We start from the raw sequence: 15,703 nt of genomic DNA, 5'->3' as shown, positions 1-15,703 counted from the left end.
ACAAATCTACCATCGTTCGATCCTCCCAACTCCCGAAGAAGATAACACGGTATAAATAAGGCAGGTCTCCTGACTTATGCTTCAATCTAATCAAACACCTTCCCATCAAAAACGACAGTGGTTCTTGTTTGAATCCTCAGCACTTACAGTTGCGGGTACAGCTCTGGCTTCTCACCAGATTCCCTTTTCAGCCCTCGAAAGAGCACCTTATTCACTTGGTTAACACTATATGTAGTGTATTTATTTCAAAATAAACACATCATATTGTGTTTATATCTCTATTATTATATTGAACTGTCTTTATTTTGACAATAGCCAACATAAACGTAGGAAAAAAAGAAGAGTAAGATCAGCACCATACCAATTCTCCTCTTCTCGTTCTTTATGTATTCTCTTAATTAAATGATTTCTTAATATTTTCTGCACTCTCTGCTGTTTGTTGGATATATTCTGCAATTACACGATTATCTGCAGTTATTGTTTCAATTGAGGCATTAACTTGCTGTAAGCTCGCTGTTGCTTCCTCGATAATTGCTGCGAAATCATTTGTAGATGATTCAACATTTTCACTGTTTCTTCCTACATCTTTAGATAGAGATTCAAATTCCTGGAACTTTTTGTTTACTTTTTTCAGCATCATATTTAGTTCAGCAAATTTCTCTTCCACTTCTTTTGTTGATTCAACACTTTGGTTTAAATTCACACTGCTTGCTTTCATATTTCCTTGGGCTAACTCATTAGTCTTGTTAACATCTATAAGGTTTTCAGTAATTTTAATAGTGATTCCTTTCGTTGTATCAGCTAACTTTCTTATTTCTTCTGCTACAACGGAGAATCCTTTCCCGGCTTCACCTGCTCGCGCAGCCTCAATGGAAGCGTTTAATGCTAATAAATTCGTTTGCTCTGTAATTTGCTGAATTTGATGGGCAAATTGATTCGTTTCTTCAATTTTTTGAGTTAGTGTTATAAAGTTATTATTAAGCTCACTAATAACAGTTTGCAAATTATCCATCTCATTCATAAGATGCTTCGCCTTCGTTTGACCTTCTTCAGCCGCATTACTAGATTGAACAGATTCTTCAATAAGTTCCTTAGTTGATCTGTTCATTTCATTTAAAACCATTAAATTATTATGTGCATTGCTAGCAATGCCTGAAATTTGTTCACTTTGTATCTGGCTTCCTGATGAAACTTCACTTATAGCAATCCTTATTTCATCTTGTGAAGCAACACTATATTGAATTTTTTCATTCACTTTACTTAAACTTTCTGCAATAGTCAGCAGCTCTTTTTCAAGCTTTACTTTTTGTTCTTCCTTTGATCTTGAATTTGTTTCTTCTTGATCCATATAGTCTTGAAGCTTTTTGTATTGCTTATCATTTAGGTGAATTAATACACTTAAAAGGACCGTTGATAGCAAATAAATTAATAGAAATGATGCAAATTCGTCTTTCAAATAAGCGTATGTGTCTTCTGGAACAAAGCTATTATAGGAAAGGATAATTACCCCGAAAACAAAACCGATTCCAAAGATTTTTTTATTAAATGGAACAGCAGCAAAAATAGTAAAGAAAAATACACTTATAACCCCCGCAAGATTGCCGCCTGTTAATAAGGTCGTAATCAACATACATGCGTTCATTCCTATGACAATTACATAGGGAAATAAATACTCTTTCTTACTTTTATTCGTCCATACATATACGATTGGATAGATGATTACTTGAAGTAGATTAAGTATACTCATAATAGATTTTGGATCTAATGAGAGCATACTGATTAACCCAATACCCGTTGATATCGAGTATATTATTAACATTAGTTTGTTTTTACTTTTCAAATCCAATAATTTTAATTGTTCGATAGCATTCATATTTTTCCCCCGATAGAAAATTATAACTTTTTTATATTATCGGCTCTTTTAAGAGTTTTTCGACATAAATTATTAAATTTGATTAATTTATTTAATACTAAAACAATGGGCTGGGTTAAATCTTAACTTAATTTACATGTAGAACTATTTTTCCTATATTCCTATTTGCCTCCATATGTTTATGCGCATGTTGGATGTCTGCAAATGGGAAAATTTGATCTACTATTGGTCTAATTTTATCTTGCTTAAATAAAGGGATTGCCCTATTTACAAATTCCTCTGTCAGCTCTTTTTTATATTCATCACTTCTAGGTGTTAGTAATGTAGCTTTTAATTGAACTCTTTTTCCAAGCAGCTCCATTAAGTTTACTTTTTCTACGACAGACCCACCTAAAATCCCAATTAACACCCATCTTCCATCTATTTTTAGGCTTTTTAAATTTTTCTCCCAGTAAGACGCACCTACAAAATCCAGAATTACATCTGCTCCTTGGTTGTCTGTTGCTTTTAATACCTCTTTAGCAAATGATTGCTCCTTATAATTGATACAGACATCTGCTCCTAGAGAATGACAGAAGTCTGCCTTTTCTTGTGAACCGGCTGTTATAATAATTTTTGCCTGTGTCATTTGTTTAGCTAATTGAATAGCTGCTGTTCCTACCCCGCTTGCACCAGCATGAATAAGTACGGTATCTTGATCAGTCAATTCACCTAACCAAAATAAGGTTTGATACGCTGTTAAGAAAACCTCAGGAATCGCTGCTGCCTCGGCAAATGAAAGGTGGTCTGGTACCCTCATGGCTCTTTCTGCTGGCATGACAACATACTCCGCATATCCTCCCCCATTCACAAGCCCCATCACACGGGCTCCTACCTCGATTTCTGCACCGTGTGCTGCTTCCACAACTTCTCCAGCCACTTCAATTCCTAAGATTGGATTACTTAAGTAGCCAGACTTTCCTTCTCTTGAAATAATATCTGTACGATTGATTGCTGAACTCTTTACTTTAATTAATAATTCTCCGTCTTTTACTTTTGGCTTTGGAAAATCCTGAAATTGCAATTGTTCTGCTCCTCCAGGCTGTTTGACAATAACTGCCTTCATTCTTCTATCTCCTTTATCTTATGGTGATGTTAATAGAATTCAAAACAAACTATAAAGCTTTTTCACCTTTTATGCAGAATAATAGTTTTAAATTCATCTATAGTATTGAAGATAGGAAATATAACACAGGATAGAATCAATTTGTTCTATTATCTCTATAGAAGATTGTACTGAATTGTTTATTTATATTTTTTTCGAATTAGGGAGATATTATTCCTATATGGAATTGGAGGTTGTTCAAATGGAGAATAAAACAAACATTCGATTAACAGCCGCAGAAATGTCTTGTTTATGGACCCAATTTATTAATGACACTCTAGCAGTCTGTGTCAACACCCATTTCTTAAATAAAGTGGAAGATAAGGAAGTCAGTCCGATTATTGAATGGACATTGAATGAAGCAAAAAACAATCTTTCAATTATGAATGACATTTTTACAAAGGAAAAATTCCCTCTACCGATTGGATTTACTGAACAAGATGTAAATACTCAAGCTCCAAAGCTATTTTCAGATACTTTTGTAATAATGTATTTACGGCAAATGTCCATTCTGGCCATGGCAGCTAGCAGTGCAGCTTTGGGTTTGGTCACTCGCCCTGATGTAGTTGCTTTTCATAAAAGGGTTTTAGCCAAAGGTGTTGAATTGCAGGACAAGACTCGGGAATTAATGTTAATACAAGGTACCTTTGTAAGACCTCCTTATATTTCTACTCCAGATAAAGTAGATTTTGTAGAAAGGGAACAGTTTTTGGCTGGTTTTTTTGGAAAAAAGAGAGCGCTTACTTCAGTCGAAGTCACTCATTTATTTTTAAATATTCAAACAAACGCTATTGGAAAAGCACTTATAACTGGTTTTGCTCAAACTGCAAAGACAGATGAAGTTAAACAGTATTTGTTAAGAGGAAAAGAGCTATCACAAAAATATATAGATATATTTAGCAATTTCTTAATAAAAGAAGACTTACCCGCCCCTATGAGTTGGGATTCGTCTGTAACTGATAGTACTACAAGTGTTTTTTCTGACAAGCTAATCATGTTTCATATATCAGCGATGATTGCAGCTGGGGTTGGAAATTTTGGAATGGCTATGGCAGCAAGCCCTAGAAAAGATTTAGGATTGAAATATGCATCATTGATCCCAGAAATCTCACTATATGCTGAAGATGGAGCGAAAATAATGATTAAACATGGATGGATGGAGGAACCTCCACAAGCAGATGATCGTAAAGATTTGTCAAAGGGTTAGTATGGAATGGTGATATTATCAAAGAGTAATGCTTTTTATTAAGCAATGACTAACGAATCTATATTTGTTAGTCATCATTAATTCATGTTTTATTTAAAATTTTAACAATAATAAGCTTCCACAGAATCTAGAGAGCAATTTTCGCATTAATGACCTATCCCGTTTTAATATAGTCTAATTCCATTTTTTCTTCCCTCAACTATAGCTGTGATCTTATCGATTGCATGAACCCCCATAATTTTTATCATTACACGATCTGAATCTAATGTATCAACTGGTAAAACATCAAATGGAAGTCCCATTGCAAACACAGCTTTCCATTCATTAGGTAAATGAAAAAACTTCACCATAGATTTCTCAACCTTTTCAGATAGAATATCTTTTATATTTTTAATCCCTTCCTGCCTGTGTTTACTATTGGTGGTTTTAATTTACTAAAACTAAGGGAAGCTATCTATGTAGTAGATCAAAAGGAGGATAAAGTTAATGGATAAGGACATCAATTATGGAAGTGATTATAAATTCATTCCCGCTACTTCCATAGGGAGTGGAATTTATATTCAAGTATTGCCTGATTTATTTTGTCACACAGTTCAAATTGTTAATATTAGTTTAGTCGGAAACCCAGAAACAAACGAATTTGTTTTAGTAGATGCAGGTATGCCCAATTCAGCAAATGAAATCATTGGAGCAGCTGAAAATTATTTTGGTGTTAATAGTCGCCCTAAAGCCATTATCTTGACACACGGGCATTTTGATCATGTTGGTGCAATTGTTGAATTGATTAAGCATTGGGAGATTCCTGTTTATGCACATGAATTAGAGCTTCCGTTTCTAACAGGCCAAATGAGTTATCCGGAACCAGATCCAACAGTTGAAGGTGGAATGGTGGCAAAAATGTCACCATTGTTTCCAAATGAACCAATAAATATCGGAAAAAATGTAGAAAAACTGCCTTCCGATGGATCTGTCCCGTCAATGCCAGGTTTCCGCTGGATCCATACGCCCGGACATACACCAGGACATATTTCATTATTCAGAGATAGAGACAAGGCCTTGATTGCAGGAGACGCATTTGTAACGGTTAAACAAGATTCACTTTATAAAGTATTAACACAAAAACAAGAAATAAATGGACCTCCACGATATTTTACAACAGACTGGAATGCTTCTAAAGAATCAGTTATGAAATTGGTAGCTTTGCAGCCTGAAGTTGCAGTAACAGGCCATGGTTTGCCAATGAGTGGTGAATTATTATCAGAGAGTCTTGAAAAGTTAGTTCGTGACTTTGATAAAATTGCTATACCTGACTTTGGGAAATATGTTGATAAAAATATCCATTAGTAAAGATAGAATATTTAATCGTTTCTCTAATACCCAGGATCGTACCATGACTCCGGTTTTCGAAATAAAGAATTTGGTGCTAATTCATATGAGTTCTTTGATGTGCGGGGCTCATCAAAACTACCCCCGGGCGGGAACCAATTGAGCTCTTTGATGACCAAGTCTCATAAAACTTATTCCGACGGGTTTCATTTGAACTCTATGCTGACCGGGGATCACAGGATCTGCTCCGTACTGGTATCATCATTTACGGCTAGTTCCTCCAGTGAAAAAAAATTTGGGTTTAAAACAAAGGGTACTTTTTGTTTGATTTTCACTAAAAGGTTATCATCTCTTTGATGTTGAAGGAAAATAATGCTTTCCCATAGGAAGAAATTAAAAATGTTGTCAAAATTTATTGATTGGCTTATAATCATAAAAGTACAAAATATAGTATTAGAATTCCAACAATACTACAATATACAGTGATAAACCTGTAAGTATGGTGTCTGTAAAGACTTAATAGGGAATCTGGTGTAAGTCCAGAGCTGTTCCCGCAACTGTAAGTGCTGACGAAATAAGTAAGCCACTGTCCATTAGGATGGGAAGGACTTAAAGTAGGCCAAAGCACGAGTCAGGAGACCTGCCATATTTATAACGTGTTATCTTCTTCGGGAGCTGGGAAGATAGAACGAGGGTATTTTGATAGACCTATTTATTTTGTCTATTAACATATCAACGTTTGTTAAACCCATCCTCTTTTTAGAGTGATGGGTTTTTTATTTTCCCCCCTTTTTTCCAAAAGTTAAAAATAAATGAACTGAAAGGGGAATAATTTTTTATGAAAACAATGATTCATACAGAAGCAGATTCTATTTTGGAGGCTTTAGAGAGGACATCTAGTATGTACCAAATCGATATTCATGAACTTAAACAAAAGGTTAGTAAAATGGATATGTCCCCTCGAGAGATGAATGATTTTGCACTCCACTATTCCTTGAACAAAATATCAATGGAGCAGCCAAATTGGACCTTCCTTGCTGCCCAATTCTATTTAAATCAACTTTATGAACAGGCAGCCGAAAACAGAGGTTATAAAAAGGAGCAAAAGTATGGGGATCTCTATGAATTGATTACTAAACTCACAAATGTAGGAATCTATTCAAAAGATTTACTAGATCTATATACACAAAATGAAATTAACGAAATCGGGAAGGAAATCGATCCAGAAAAAGATTATTTATTTAATTATGTTGGCTTGTTTTTGCTCGCCGATCGCTACCTTGCCAAAGACTACGAGAAAAACATTTACGAATTGCCCCAGGAACGATTCATGATCATCGCAATGACTTTAATGAAGCATGAATGTCCATCTAATCGATTATCACTTGTGAAAGAAGCTTACTGGGCATTAAGCAATCTATATATGACGGTTGCCACCCCCACTCTGGCAAATGCAGGGAAAAGCTATGGCCAGCTCTCCTCTTGCTTTATTGACACTGTCGAAGATTCATTGGATAGTATCTATTTAAATAATTGGGATATCGCTAGATTAAGCAAAGATGGCGGCGGCATTGGCGTTTATTATGGGAAGGTTCGTGCCTTAGGTTCTGATATTAAAAGATTTAAAGGAAATTCTTCAGGTGTTATTCCATGGATTCGATTAATTAACGACACTGCCGTCAGTGTAGATCAATTGGGACAAAGACAAGGTGCTGTAGCTATTTATCTTGATATTTTCCACAAAGATATTATGAACGGATTCTTAGACTTAAAGACGAACAATGGGGATGAACGCCGTAAAGCGCATGATATTTTTACAGGTGTCTCTATACCAGATTTGTTTATGAAAAGACTAGAAGAAGTTGATGAAACAGGACGAAGCATTGGTGAATGGCATACCTTTTGCCCTCATCAAGTAAAGCAAGTGATGGGCTGGAAGGATGAAGCTGGTACACCATTGGGACTTGAGGATTATTACGATGAGGTAGATAACCAATATTTCACCCAAAAGTATGAAGAAGCCGTTAATCACCCCCTTCTTCCTAGAAGAACCTACCGGGCAATGGATATCATGGCTCGAATCATGGTTTCACAATTGGAATCAGGCACTCCCTATATGTTTTATAGAGATGAGGTAAATCGTCAAAATCCAAATAAACATGTGAAAGGGAGTGGACGTACCTCTATTTATTGCAGCAATCTCTGTACTGAAATTATGCAAAATATGTCTGCAACTGTGATTCAAAAGGAATTTCAAGATGCTGAAGGAAATATTGTCATCATTAGAAAACCTGGGGACTTTGTCGTATGTAATTTATCTTCTATTCATCTGCCTAACGCAGTCAGATCGAATGTGTTGAATCGACTCATCCGAATCCAAATGCGCATGCTCGATAATACGATAGATATTAATCATATTTCAGTTGGACAAGCCAAATACACAAATGAAAAGTATCGGGCTGTTGGTTTAGGAACCTTTGGTTGGCATCATCTACTCGCCCTCAAGGAAATTCATTGGGAATCAGACGATGCTGTTGATTATGCAAATGAATTATATGAAGAAATAAGTTACCATACCATTCAATCTTCAATGGAACTAGCAAAAGAAAAAGGTGCATATCAAATGTTTTCTGGATCCGAATGGCAAACAGGAGAGTATTTTACACGAAAAGGCTATACGTCCCAGCGATGGATGAAGCTTCAAGAGGATATCCAAACGCATGGGGTTCGAAATGGCTGGATGCTTGCGGTTGCTCCAAATTCTTCTACAGCAAAGATCGGTGGTTCCACAGATGGCATTGATCCTTTATATGCCATTGAGTACGCAGAGGAAAAGAAAAACTTTAAATTTAAAGTAACTGCCCCTGACTTGGATCACCATACGTACAATTATTACCGGCTTGTCCGGCATGAATTAAGCCAATTATGGAGTATTAAGCAGAATGCTTCTCGTCAACGACATATTGACCAATCAATTAGCTTTAATTTTTATGTTCGCCACGATATTAAAGCACGTGAATTGCTTCAGCTTCACCTGGAAGCATGGAAGCATGGATTAAAAACGACATATTATGTACGCAGTACTTCACAAACAGAAATTGATGAGTGTGAAGCTTGCCATAGCTAAACTTAAACGAGGAGGAAAACTTATGAGCATCAATCAAACCCTTTCAAAAATAAAGCTCCTTAACCCAGAGTATCCTAACAAACCTACCCGTATTATTAACGGTCAGTCCTCTGGTATATTAAATTGGAACGATATTAAATACCCGCAAATGTACCGTATGTATCAAACCTTATTATCTAATTTTTGGAAAGCCCAAGAAATTAACATGCAGGATGATATTAAACAATGGGAATTACTAAGCCCGACTGAACAAGATATATTTTTGCGGATCAATACACAGCTGGCTTCTCTTGATAGTTTGCAGACACCCACGATGACTCAAGTAATGGATTATGTAACCGATCCAAGCTTTAAAGCTATATTCGCAATTATTTCTCAGCAGGAGGCAGTTCATAATGAATCATATTCCTATATCTTAAGCTCGCTTGTTCCTTTAAGTGAACAAAACGCTCGCTTTGATCAAGCAAAGGATGATCCGATTGTCCGAAAACGCAATCAGCTTATTTTAGATGCTTATGAAAGTTTCCGAAGCGATCCAACCCCACAGCATCTGTTCGAGCTATGCATTAATTCAATCAATCTTGAAGGAATTTACTTTTACGCGGGGTTTGCCTTTTTCTATCACTTAGCACGCCAGCAAAAAATGCTTAAAACAAGCACAATGATCAGTTACATCCAACGCGATGAAATGCAGCATGCTTATTTTATTGCCCAATTTGTTCGGATTCTTCTGACGGAAAATCCTGAATTAAATACAGTAAGTAATACTCAATATGTTTATGATACGATTCACCAAGCGGTTCAGCTCGAAAAAGAATGGGCGCAATATATTTTGAAGGAAATAAAAGAAATTGACTTAAATGAATTTGAAGGCTATGTGGAATATTTAGCAAACAAAAGATTTCGCCAATTAGGACTTGAAAATCTTTATGAGGATCGCGAAAATCCGATGCCTTGGATTCATGTCTTCAGCGATGAAATGATGAATGAAACAAAGTCTGATTTCTTCGAACAAAAGTCACGTACCTATACGAAGGTGTCCCAAGACAACGGCTTTGATGAATTATGAAAATCGGAATTATTTACACATCGGTTTCAGGCAATACGAAAGAGCTGGCACATTTACTACATGAATTATTCAGCCGGCAGACCATTAGGGCTCATTTATTTCATATTGCAGATTTCCCTATTCATACATTATCAACATTCGATGCGATAGCGATTGGCACCTATACATGGGGCGATGGTGATATTCCAGCAGAAATGGAACCTCTCTTTCAGGAATTTGAAAAAATACCACAAATGAAAATGATTACAGGTGTATTTGGTACTGGTGATTCTTTCTATCCACATTTTTGTGGAGCAGTCGATAAATTTAGAGATTTACTAAAAATCAATACTGATTTAGCAGTGACTTTAAAAATTGAATTATTGCTTCAAAAGCAAGATATATCAAAGTGTAAAAGATTTGTTGAGCTATTTGCTAATCGAATTCAAACAAGTTGCCATAGCTGAATTTGTTTGCAGCTTGCATTAACAATTCTTCTCTACTTGGAAAAAGTGAATGAGAGTACATCCCTTGGACACTATAGATATGAAAGGGGTGTATGTATCTTGAAGCAGAATAAACAAGCAAAAGAACCTACTTTAGCCGAAGGAATGAACACGGAAGACGAACTAGATAAAAATGCCACATTTGAAGAGATTTCAAGTGGAGAATACACGAAGGTTGTTACCTTATCCTTAGATGAAAATGATCCCAGCTAACATTTAAAACACCGTTAAAACGGTGTTTTAAATGTTTTATTGTAATAACAGCAAGAGACGATTCCTCCTAAAAGAAAATCGCCTTAACAAAAATAATCGTTTACGATCAATCAAAAATTCCCCTTAATCTTCTTCCCTATGTTTTTCTCGTTCAAGATATTCTGAAGTATATGGATCTTTTTCATATGCTGGCAAATCACCAAATGATGTCATTATATCCTCATCATCTAATTGTTCCTCTAGCGCCTCGTGCCCGGCATTTGGATAGACCGTAATATTTTTCCCTTCCATGTCTACACCAACGAAATTTTCGAAATCCTCTACAAACCCTACATTTTCTCCTGAATCCATATATACTTCATTATAATCATCAGATGGATTAGACATATCAGATGGGGATTCACTTGTTCCCCATCTTGCTACCTCCTGCCACGAATCCTCTGCATCAAAACCAACACTTTCATCCTCGGCTTCATCTTTAACAAATCTTTTAAAAGGTGGCCCGATAATTTCTTCTTCAACTGGGCGTCTATGTGATGTGGTCTGATCTTGTGAATGTTCGATACAGAAGATAGTTGTTGGCAAGGCCTCCAATCGTTCAATCGGAATATCCTTCGAGCAGACATTGCATTTCCCATAAGTACCATTTTCAATTGCCTCTAAAGCTCTATTGATATTTTTTAACTCATCTTCTAAATGCTCATTTAGTGCAATATCTTTTTCTCTTTCAAATAATTCAGTCCCTGCATCACCTGGGTGATTATCATAGTTCGAAAGCTCTCCCATGGATTCCTTCCAAAATGATTCATTTAAACCAAAATGATCATTTTGTTCAAATCTATTGTTAATTTCCTGCTTTAACCCATGTAGCTTATTCTTAAACTCGGATAATTCTTGTTTTGAAAGCATATTAGCCAGTCCCTTCCTTTACTCTTGACCACTAACTATAGCTTCCCTCATTTCCATTCTCTTATAACTAGATAATCCTCATGAATGTATCAAAAAATTCTGCTTAAATAAATTTGTTATACCTTTCCGGCCTGTGCATTCTAATAACCCGTACATACCAATACCCTATCATTTAAAGGAGATGAGATTATTTGAGTGCCGGCGGATACTGGTGCGTCTTATGCTGAAGGTGACCGTTATCATTTTACTGAAAATCGCTTCTTGTGAATTTATGGAGTCGTTCTTCTCCTGTTTGGGTTAATATTTTTTTGCCAAAAGGCTAAACAGACTTTTTCAAACGTGAAAGTCCTGGTTACTTGTATATTAGTGTTTTATCTAGTGTGTATCTCCCTATTGCATTAATCTGCGGTAACGTGCTGCAACAAACAGCCAATCATTCAAAAATAATGGCCACACGTTAGGACGCCGCCTAACAGCAAGCGGATGATAAGCAACTGTTGTTTGAAATCCTTCAACATCATACCACGAACCACGCATTGTTTTTACTTCTGCTTCTGCTCTTTTGAAAAAGAATTGGACAGCAATGTTTCCCAGGCACAGGATGAGTTTTGGATTTTTTGCACATAGCTGTTCATTCAAATGCCTCATACATATTTGACGAATTTGTTCCTTATCATATGCACGAACGGGCTTTCTTTTCAGAATATGCGTTATGTATAAGTCTTCTTTCCTTAACCCCACTTCATTTGCTGCTCTCTGTAATGTTTGTCTTGTTCCGCGAATAATTGAATTTCCTTCCCTGTCCTCACGAGCTCCTGGGTTATCTAGAATTATCATTATAGGTGCATCAGGATCCCTTCCCCCCACATCATTCAAGTTCCATGTTTATAAAGGTCACATTCTTGGCAATCTTTATGGTCTTCTGGGGTTGCTTCCTCTAACCATAATTCAGGACAAAAATCGGACATCGTATTTCATCTCCTAACGAATGCTGTATTTCCCTCTATTTTGTCCATTAATTATCCCAGTAGCCAGCAGAAGTTAACTACTTCTAACCCCATATAGGATGCATGCAACTCCTCCAAAAATCCAAATGAGTTTTGTAAGAGAAACCCTTTCGGACAATCCAACCAGACCAATCGTTGTTGTAATGATTAAAATAATTGGTCCGACCATTGCTAAGGAACTATTGACGAGAAGTGCCTTTTCAATGTCATTAAATTTTAATATTAAAATTGCAACGAAAATTTCAATACTACCCGAAATAATTCTCAATAATGCCATACTCATAATAGCCTTTTCGAATAACTGAAACATTCTAATCCTCCCAATCCATTTGCTTTCACTAATATATGCATCATCATTCTAAAGAAGAAGGACATGTTCTTTTATAAGATAGGCTTTTAAAAGTAAGCAGAATCTAATCTTGATACCTTTCCTGCTGTTCTTTGTGAAAACTTTGGGATCATTTTTTCAATTATGGAATAATAAAAAAAGGAAAAACCAAAGAAACTGGTCTTTCCTTTATAATTACACAAGTATTTATTTCTCCTTATCTTCATTCTTATATTCTGCTCTTTGTGGTGTCAGCTCCTCTGAGGCCTCAGTTTGATATCGTAAATTCCCAGTGTAATTGTAAATCGATTGTGAGTTATTAATCACATTCTTCGAAATGTATTTATGATAAATTGATTCAAAGAGTGCTACCCCTAATGATGCAATTAAAGACATCAAAAACCCATTTCCGTTATTCGGGAAAACACTGCTCATTAACCAGATAACCATTAAAGCCAGACCAAAGTCAGCGAGTGATGCGACTAGATTATTCGTTCTCGGAAGGATCAGCAAATCACCAATTGTATAGGAAACCATCCCCAACACTATAGTGATGAATAAGACATTTCCAAAGCTCATCCCGTACATCCCCCCTAAGATTAGGTACAACAGGATAAGACTTACAATAATTTTTATTGCTAGTGCTTTTACATGTTTCATTATTTCATCTCCTTTAATGATATTTTGTTTGATCTATTTCATCTTATTCACGCATGAGTTCGTAGTCAGATGGATAAAAAGGTTAATTTTAATGGATACTAGCAAGGAAAAGGATTCTTATTCATGGGGGTGAAAAGCATTGAATCAGCTAACAACAAAGGAACTTTCTTATATAGAAGATGAAATAAGAGCAGAGGAAATAACTGCAAAAACAATGAATTGGTGTGCTTCCCTTTGTGAGGACCAAGAGCTAAGAAAAAATCTCGAACAGCTAGCAGAAAAACACCAATTGAAAATTGCCGATCTTTCACAATATTTTAACCGTTCAAAAATGATTCAGTAAGAAGGAAAGGAGTGCTAGGGAATGCCAAATAACATCGAGGGACGAGGTTTAACAGATCGGGAAATGCTGCAGCTTTGTTTAGAATTGGAGAAAGGCCGTTGTCGCAGTATTAGCAATACCATTTTAGAAACGAGCCATAAGCAATTACGAGACATCTATCAGCAGTGTTATGATAATGCCAATGACAATCAATACAGACTGTATGAAATTATGGAAGAAAAAGGCTGGTATAAAACTGAAATCGCTTCAATTGAAGAAATCCACAGAGTACAAGAATATATGCAAAATAATTTGCACCCAGATAAACAACTTTAAAGAAAAACCCCTTGAAAAGGAAAAGTATCGCCTTCTTTTCAAGGGGTTTTTAACTATTATTTCTATCACAGGAATTATTTCAGGTATGGTCCCTTTATAACCAACCTGCCTGAAATAAATACAGCAAGACTTGAATTCTCTAAAGCCGAAATCCTGACTTCCGCAATTTCTATTCGGTTTACTCCCCTAAATCCACATTATGATAAACTTGCTGCACGTCTTCTAAATCTTCTAATGCATCAATCATTTTTTCAAACTTTGCCTGTGCATCCTCTGAAAGAGTTACGTCATTTTGTGCAAGCATCGTTTGTTCAGCAACTGTAAATTCCGTAATTCCTGCATTCTTCAACGCTTCTTGAACCGCATGGAATTGGTCAGGATCAGCATAAACGATTACTGATTCATCTTCTTCTACGATATCACGAACATCTACGTCTGCTTCCATTAAGATTTCAAGCACTTCATCCGCCGTTTTTCCCTCTAGTCCAATAACAGCAGTGGCATCAAACATATAGGCAACCGATCCGCTCACACCCATGTTTCCGCCATTTTTCCCAAATGCTGCACGCACATCCGCAGCTGTACGATTAACGTTATTTGTCAATGCATCGACAATAACCATTGATCCATTAGGACCAAAACCTTCATAGCGAAGCTCGTCATAATTTTCTTCTGACCCGCCTTTTGCTTTTTCAATTGCACGGTCAATAATATGTTTAGGCACATTATATGTTTTTGCACGTTCCAATGTAAATTTTAAAGCTTGGTTTGCTTCAGGATCTGGCTCGCCTTGTCTTGCAACGACATAAATTTCACGGCCAAATTTTGCATATATCCGACTGGTATTTGCGTCCTTTGCCGCTTTTTTTTCTTTAATATTATTCCATTTACGACCCATAATGAACACTCACTTTCGAGATTGAATCAGATTCAAATATGAATTGGTCTCTTTGACAAATTCAATTCACATTTTCATAAATAAACCTTGGCATCTGCCACTAAATTATTTTATACCTATTTAATTCATTTGTTAAGTTATAAATTCAAAAAAAGAGCTGCATATGCAACTCTTTCTTTTCTTATTTATTGACCTTGTGCTCCATTTGAAGTGACTTTTCGAACATGGTCATCTTCAAAGTTGTTTTTTCGAAGGGCTTCCACTTTGTCATTTAATAATTTCTTTTGATCGACTTCTGCAGAAGGTGTTTGTTTATTTTTTGACACTTCAATTCCCCCCTTTTACTTCGACTTACCTTCTTATTGTGCTTATTCTTTATAAAAATAATCATGCGCCGTTAGATTGGCCTCACATATATTTTATTGAGATAAGCAAGCTATTTAAAAAGGAGGTGCCCGAATGTCAGAGCCAAGACAGCCAGGTAATCAGAGTCTTCCCGACTTTAATGAGTTAAATGATCGGATAATTGCTGAACGAAGAATATCTGGACCTAGATTGGAAATTAAAACGAATTTAGATCCAAAAGACTCAACCATTGATAATCCTTATCTTCAAAATAAAAATAATACCGATTTAAAATCATTTAGAGCTTACTTTGAAGAATAAATGCCATCAAAATAATTTGTTTAAGGGAAAATCCTCAATTACAATTGAGGATTTTCCCTTTCAGATTGTCGACAAAAGGGGTTCGGAATGGTCTCATTCCGAACCCCTTTTTATAAAAAAGTCCTTAATTTTT

General features: G+C 36.0%; 18 protein-coding genes and 2 riboswitches. Of the genes, 9 read left to right on the top strand and 9 right to left on the bottom strand.

Annotated features, from left to right (window positions below):
- Positions 1-42: 42 nt before the first annotated feature.
- Positions 43-225: riboswitch (cobalamin riboswitch) on the bottom strand.
- A 169-nt stretch (positions 226-394) separates the two neighbouring features.
- Together ASU02_RS24125 and ASU02_RS24120 are read right to left on the bottom strand one after the other, a co-directional pair.
- A complete protein-coding gene (locus ASU02_RS24125; RefSeq protein WP_057767977.1) occupies positions 395-1,873 on the bottom strand; it encodes a methyl-accepting chemotaxis protein in 1,479 nt (492 codons plus the stop codon).
- Between the two features lie 127 nt (positions 1,874-2,000).
- The gene (locus ASU02_RS24120; RefSeq protein WP_057767976.1) at positions 2,001-2,978 is read right to left on the bottom strand and encodes an NAD(P)H-quinone oxidoreductase; all 978 of its coding nucleotides are present in this window, start codon (positions 2,976-2,978) and stop codon (positions 2,001-2,003) included.
- A gap of 241 nt (positions 2,979-3,219) precedes the next feature.
- Between ASU02_RS24120 and ASU02_RS24115 the strand changes: the two genes are divergently transcribed.
- The gene (locus ASU02_RS24115; RefSeq protein WP_057767975.1) at positions 3,220-4,224 is read left to right on the top strand and encodes a DUF3231 family protein; all 1,005 of its coding nucleotides are present in this window, start codon (positions 3,220-3,222) and stop codon (positions 4,222-4,224) included.
- A gap of 164 nt (positions 4,225-4,388) precedes the next feature.
- On the opposite strand, the gene ASU02_RS24110 is transcribed toward ASU02_RS24115, so the two are convergent.
- A complete protein-coding gene (locus ASU02_RS24110) occupies positions 4,389-4,574 on the bottom strand; it encodes a hypothetical protein (RefSeq protein WP_057767974.1) in 186 nt (61 codons plus the stop codon).
- Positions 4,575-4,710: 136 nt separating this feature from the next.
- Here ASU02_RS24110 and ASU02_RS24105 point away from each other — a divergent pair, with 136 nt between their 5' ends.
- The 5 genes from ASU02_RS24105 (at position 4,711) to ASU02_RS26580 (ending at position 10,444) form a co-directional block, all read left to right on the top strand.
- Positions 4,711-5,568 (top strand): MBL fold metallo-hydrolase, encoded by an 858-nt coding sequence (locus tag ASU02_RS24105; protein WP_057767973.1) that lies wholly within the window; start codon positions 4,711-4,713, stop codon positions 5,566-5,568.
- Between the two features lie 465 nt (positions 5,569-6,033).
- Positions 6,034-6,212: riboswitch (cobalamin riboswitch) on the top strand.
- 176 nt (positions 6,213-6,388) lie between these two features.
- Positions 6,389-8,677 (top strand): ribonucleoside-diphosphate reductase subunit alpha, encoded by a 2,289-nt coding sequence (locus tag ASU02_RS24100; RefSeq protein WP_057767972.1) that lies wholly within the window; start codon positions 6,389-6,391, stop codon positions 8,675-8,677.
- 22 nt (positions 8,678-8,699) lie between these two features.
- Positions 8,700-9,746 carry a ribonucleotide-diphosphate reductase subunit beta gene (locus tag ASU02_RS24095; RefSeq protein WP_057767971.1) on the top strand — a complete coding sequence of 349 codons (1,047 nt, stop codon included), beginning with the start codon at positions 8,700-8,702 and terminating at the stop codon, positions 9,744-9,746.
- Positions 9,743-10,192 (top strand): flavodoxin domain-containing protein, encoded by a 450-nt coding sequence (locus ASU02_RS24090; protein WP_057767970.1) that lies wholly within the window; start codon positions 9,743-9,745, stop codon positions 10,190-10,192. Before ASU02_RS24095 ends, ASU02_RS24090 begins: the two co-directional genes overlap by 4 nt.
- Positions 10,193-10,291: 99 nt before the next feature.
- Positions 10,292-10,444, top strand: a complete 153-nt coding sequence (locus tag ASU02_RS26580; RefSeq protein WP_157684563.1) for a hypothetical protein — start codon at positions 10,292-10,294, stop codon at positions 10,442-10,444.
- A gap of 123 nt (positions 10,445-10,567) precedes the next feature.
- Here ASU02_RS26580 and ASU02_RS24085 read toward each other — a convergent pair whose 3' ends face one another.
- The 4 genes from ASU02_RS24085 to ASU02_RS24070 all read right to left on the bottom strand — a co-directional run bounded on the left by ASU02_RS24085 (position 10,568) and on the right by ASU02_RS24070 (position 13,348).
- Positions 10,568-11,353 carry a TraR/DksA C4-type zinc finger protein gene (locus ASU02_RS24085; RefSeq protein ID WP_057767969.1) on the bottom strand — a complete coding sequence of 262 codons (786 nt, stop codon included), beginning with the start codon at positions 11,351-11,353 and terminating at the stop codon, positions 10,568-10,570.
- A gap of 390 nt (positions 11,354-11,743) precedes the next feature.
- On the bottom strand, positions 11,744-12,190 hold the full coding sequence (locus ASU02_RS24080) for a uracil-DNA glycosylase family protein (RefSeq protein ID WP_232426333.1): 447 nt from the start codon (positions 12,188-12,190) through the stop codon (positions 11,744-11,746).
- 204 nt (positions 12,191-12,394) lie between these two features.
- Entirely contained in the window at positions 12,395-12,670 is a 276-nt protein-coding gene (locus tag ASU02_RS24075) for a YqhV family protein (protein ID WP_057767968.1), read from the bottom strand.
- Between the two features lie 225 nt (positions 12,671-12,895).
- Positions 12,896-13,348, bottom strand: a complete 453-nt coding sequence (locus tag ASU02_RS24070; RefSeq protein ID WP_057767967.1) for a YndM family protein — start codon at positions 13,346-13,348, stop codon at positions 12,896-12,898.
- A gap of 139 nt (positions 13,349-13,487) precedes the next feature.
- Here ASU02_RS24070 and ASU02_RS24065 point away from each other — a divergent pair, with 139 nt between their 5' ends.
- Both ASU02_RS24065 and ASU02_RS24060 read left to right on the top strand, forming a co-directional pair.
- Positions 13,488-13,691 (top strand): hypothetical protein, encoded by a 204-nt coding sequence (locus ASU02_RS24065; RefSeq protein ID WP_057767966.1) that lies wholly within the window; start codon positions 13,488-13,490, stop codon positions 13,689-13,691.
- Positions 13,692-13,712: 21 nt separating this feature from the next.
- On the top strand, positions 13,713-14,006 hold the full coding sequence (locus tag ASU02_RS24060) for a spore coat protein (protein ID WP_057767965.1): 294 nt from the start codon (positions 13,713-13,715) through the stop codon (positions 14,004-14,006).
- Positions 14,007-14,184: 178 nt separating this feature from the next.
- Here ASU02_RS24060 and ASU02_RS24055 read toward each other — a convergent pair whose 3' ends face one another.
- Entirely contained in the window at positions 14,185-14,904 is a 720-nt protein-coding gene (locus ASU02_RS24055) for a YebC/PmpR family DNA-binding transcriptional regulator (protein WP_057767964.1), read from the bottom strand.
- A 185-nt stretch (positions 14,905-15,089) separates the two neighbouring features.
- Positions 15,090-15,230, bottom strand: a complete 141-nt coding sequence (locus ASU02_RS26770) for a hypothetical protein (protein ID WP_198317487.1) — start codon at positions 15,228-15,230, stop codon at positions 15,090-15,092.
- Positions 15,231-15,363: 133 nt separating this feature from the next.
- On the opposite strand from ASU02_RS26770, the gene ASU02_RS24050 reads away from it, so the two are divergent.
- A complete protein-coding gene (locus ASU02_RS24050; protein WP_057767963.1) occupies positions 15,364-15,570 on the top strand; it encodes a hypothetical protein in 207 nt (68 codons plus the stop codon).
- Positions 15,571-15,703 lie beyond the last annotated feature (133 nt).

Source organism: Cytobacillus praedii (genome assembly GCF_001439605.1).
In the GTDB taxonomy this organism is placed as follows: Bacteria; Bacillota; Bacilli; order Bacillales; family Cytobacillaceae; genus Cytobacillus; species Cytobacillus praedii.
The sequence above is the reverse complement of the archived record's forward strand: the minus strand, read 5'-3'. Positions and strand labels throughout refer to the sequence as shown.

Coding starts and splice junctions, on each gene's coding strand:
- ASU02_RS24085 (WP_057767969.1), bottom strand. CDS start 11,353: ATGCTTTCAAAACAAGAATTATCCGAGTTTAAGAATAAGCTACATGGG.
- ASU02_RS24115 (WP_057767975.1), top strand. CDS start 3,220: ATGGAGAATAAAACAAACATTCGATTAACAGCCGCAGAAATGTCTTGT.
- ASU02_RS24105 (WP_057767973.1), top strand. CDS start 4,711: ATGGATAAGGACATCAATTATGGAAGTGATTATAAATTCATTCCCGCT.
- ASU02_RS24080 (WP_232426333.1), bottom strand. CDS start 12,190: ATGATAATTCTAGATAACCCAGGAGCTCGTGAGGACAGGGAAGGAAAT.
- ASU02_RS24095 (WP_057767971.1), top strand. CDS start 8,700: ATGAGCATCAATCAAACCCTTTCAAAAATAAAGCTCCTTAACCCAGAG.
- ASU02_RS24120 (WP_057767976.1), bottom strand. CDS start 2,978: ATGAAGGCAGTTATTGTCAAACAGCCTGGAGGAGCAGAACAATTGCAA.
- ASU02_RS24060 (WP_057767965.1), top strand. CDS start 13,713: ATGCCAAATAACATCGAGGGACGAGGTTTAACAGATCGGGAAATGCTG.
- ASU02_RS24110 (WP_057767974.1), bottom strand. CDS start 4,574: ATGGTGAAGTTTTTTCATTTACCTAATGAATGGAAAGCTGTGTTTGCA.
- ASU02_RS24055 (WP_057767964.1), bottom strand. CDS start 14,904: ATGGGTCGTAAATGGAATAATATTAAAGAAAAAAAAGCGGCAAAGGAC.
- ASU02_RS24070 (WP_057767967.1), bottom strand. CDS start 13,348: ATGAAACATGTAAAAGCACTAGCAATAAAAATTATTGTAAGTCTTATC.
- ASU02_RS24050 (WP_057767963.1), top strand. CDS start 15,364: ATGTCAGAGCCAAGACAGCCAGGTAATCAGAGTCTTCCCGACTTTAAT.
- ASU02_RS24090 (WP_057767970.1), top strand. CDS start 9,743: ATGAAAATCGGAATTATTTACACATCGGTTTCAGGCAATACGAAAGAG.
- ASU02_RS24075 (WP_057767968.1), bottom strand. CDS start 12,670: ATGTTTCAGTTATTCGAAAAGGCTATTATGAGTATGGCATTATTGAGA.
- ASU02_RS24125 (WP_057767977.1), bottom strand. CDS start 1,873: ATGAATGCTATCGAACAATTAAAATTATTGGATTTGAAAAGTAAAAAC.
- ASU02_RS24100 (WP_057767972.1), top strand. CDS start 6,389: ATGAAAACAATGATTCATACAGAAGCAGATTCTATTTTGGAGGCTTTA.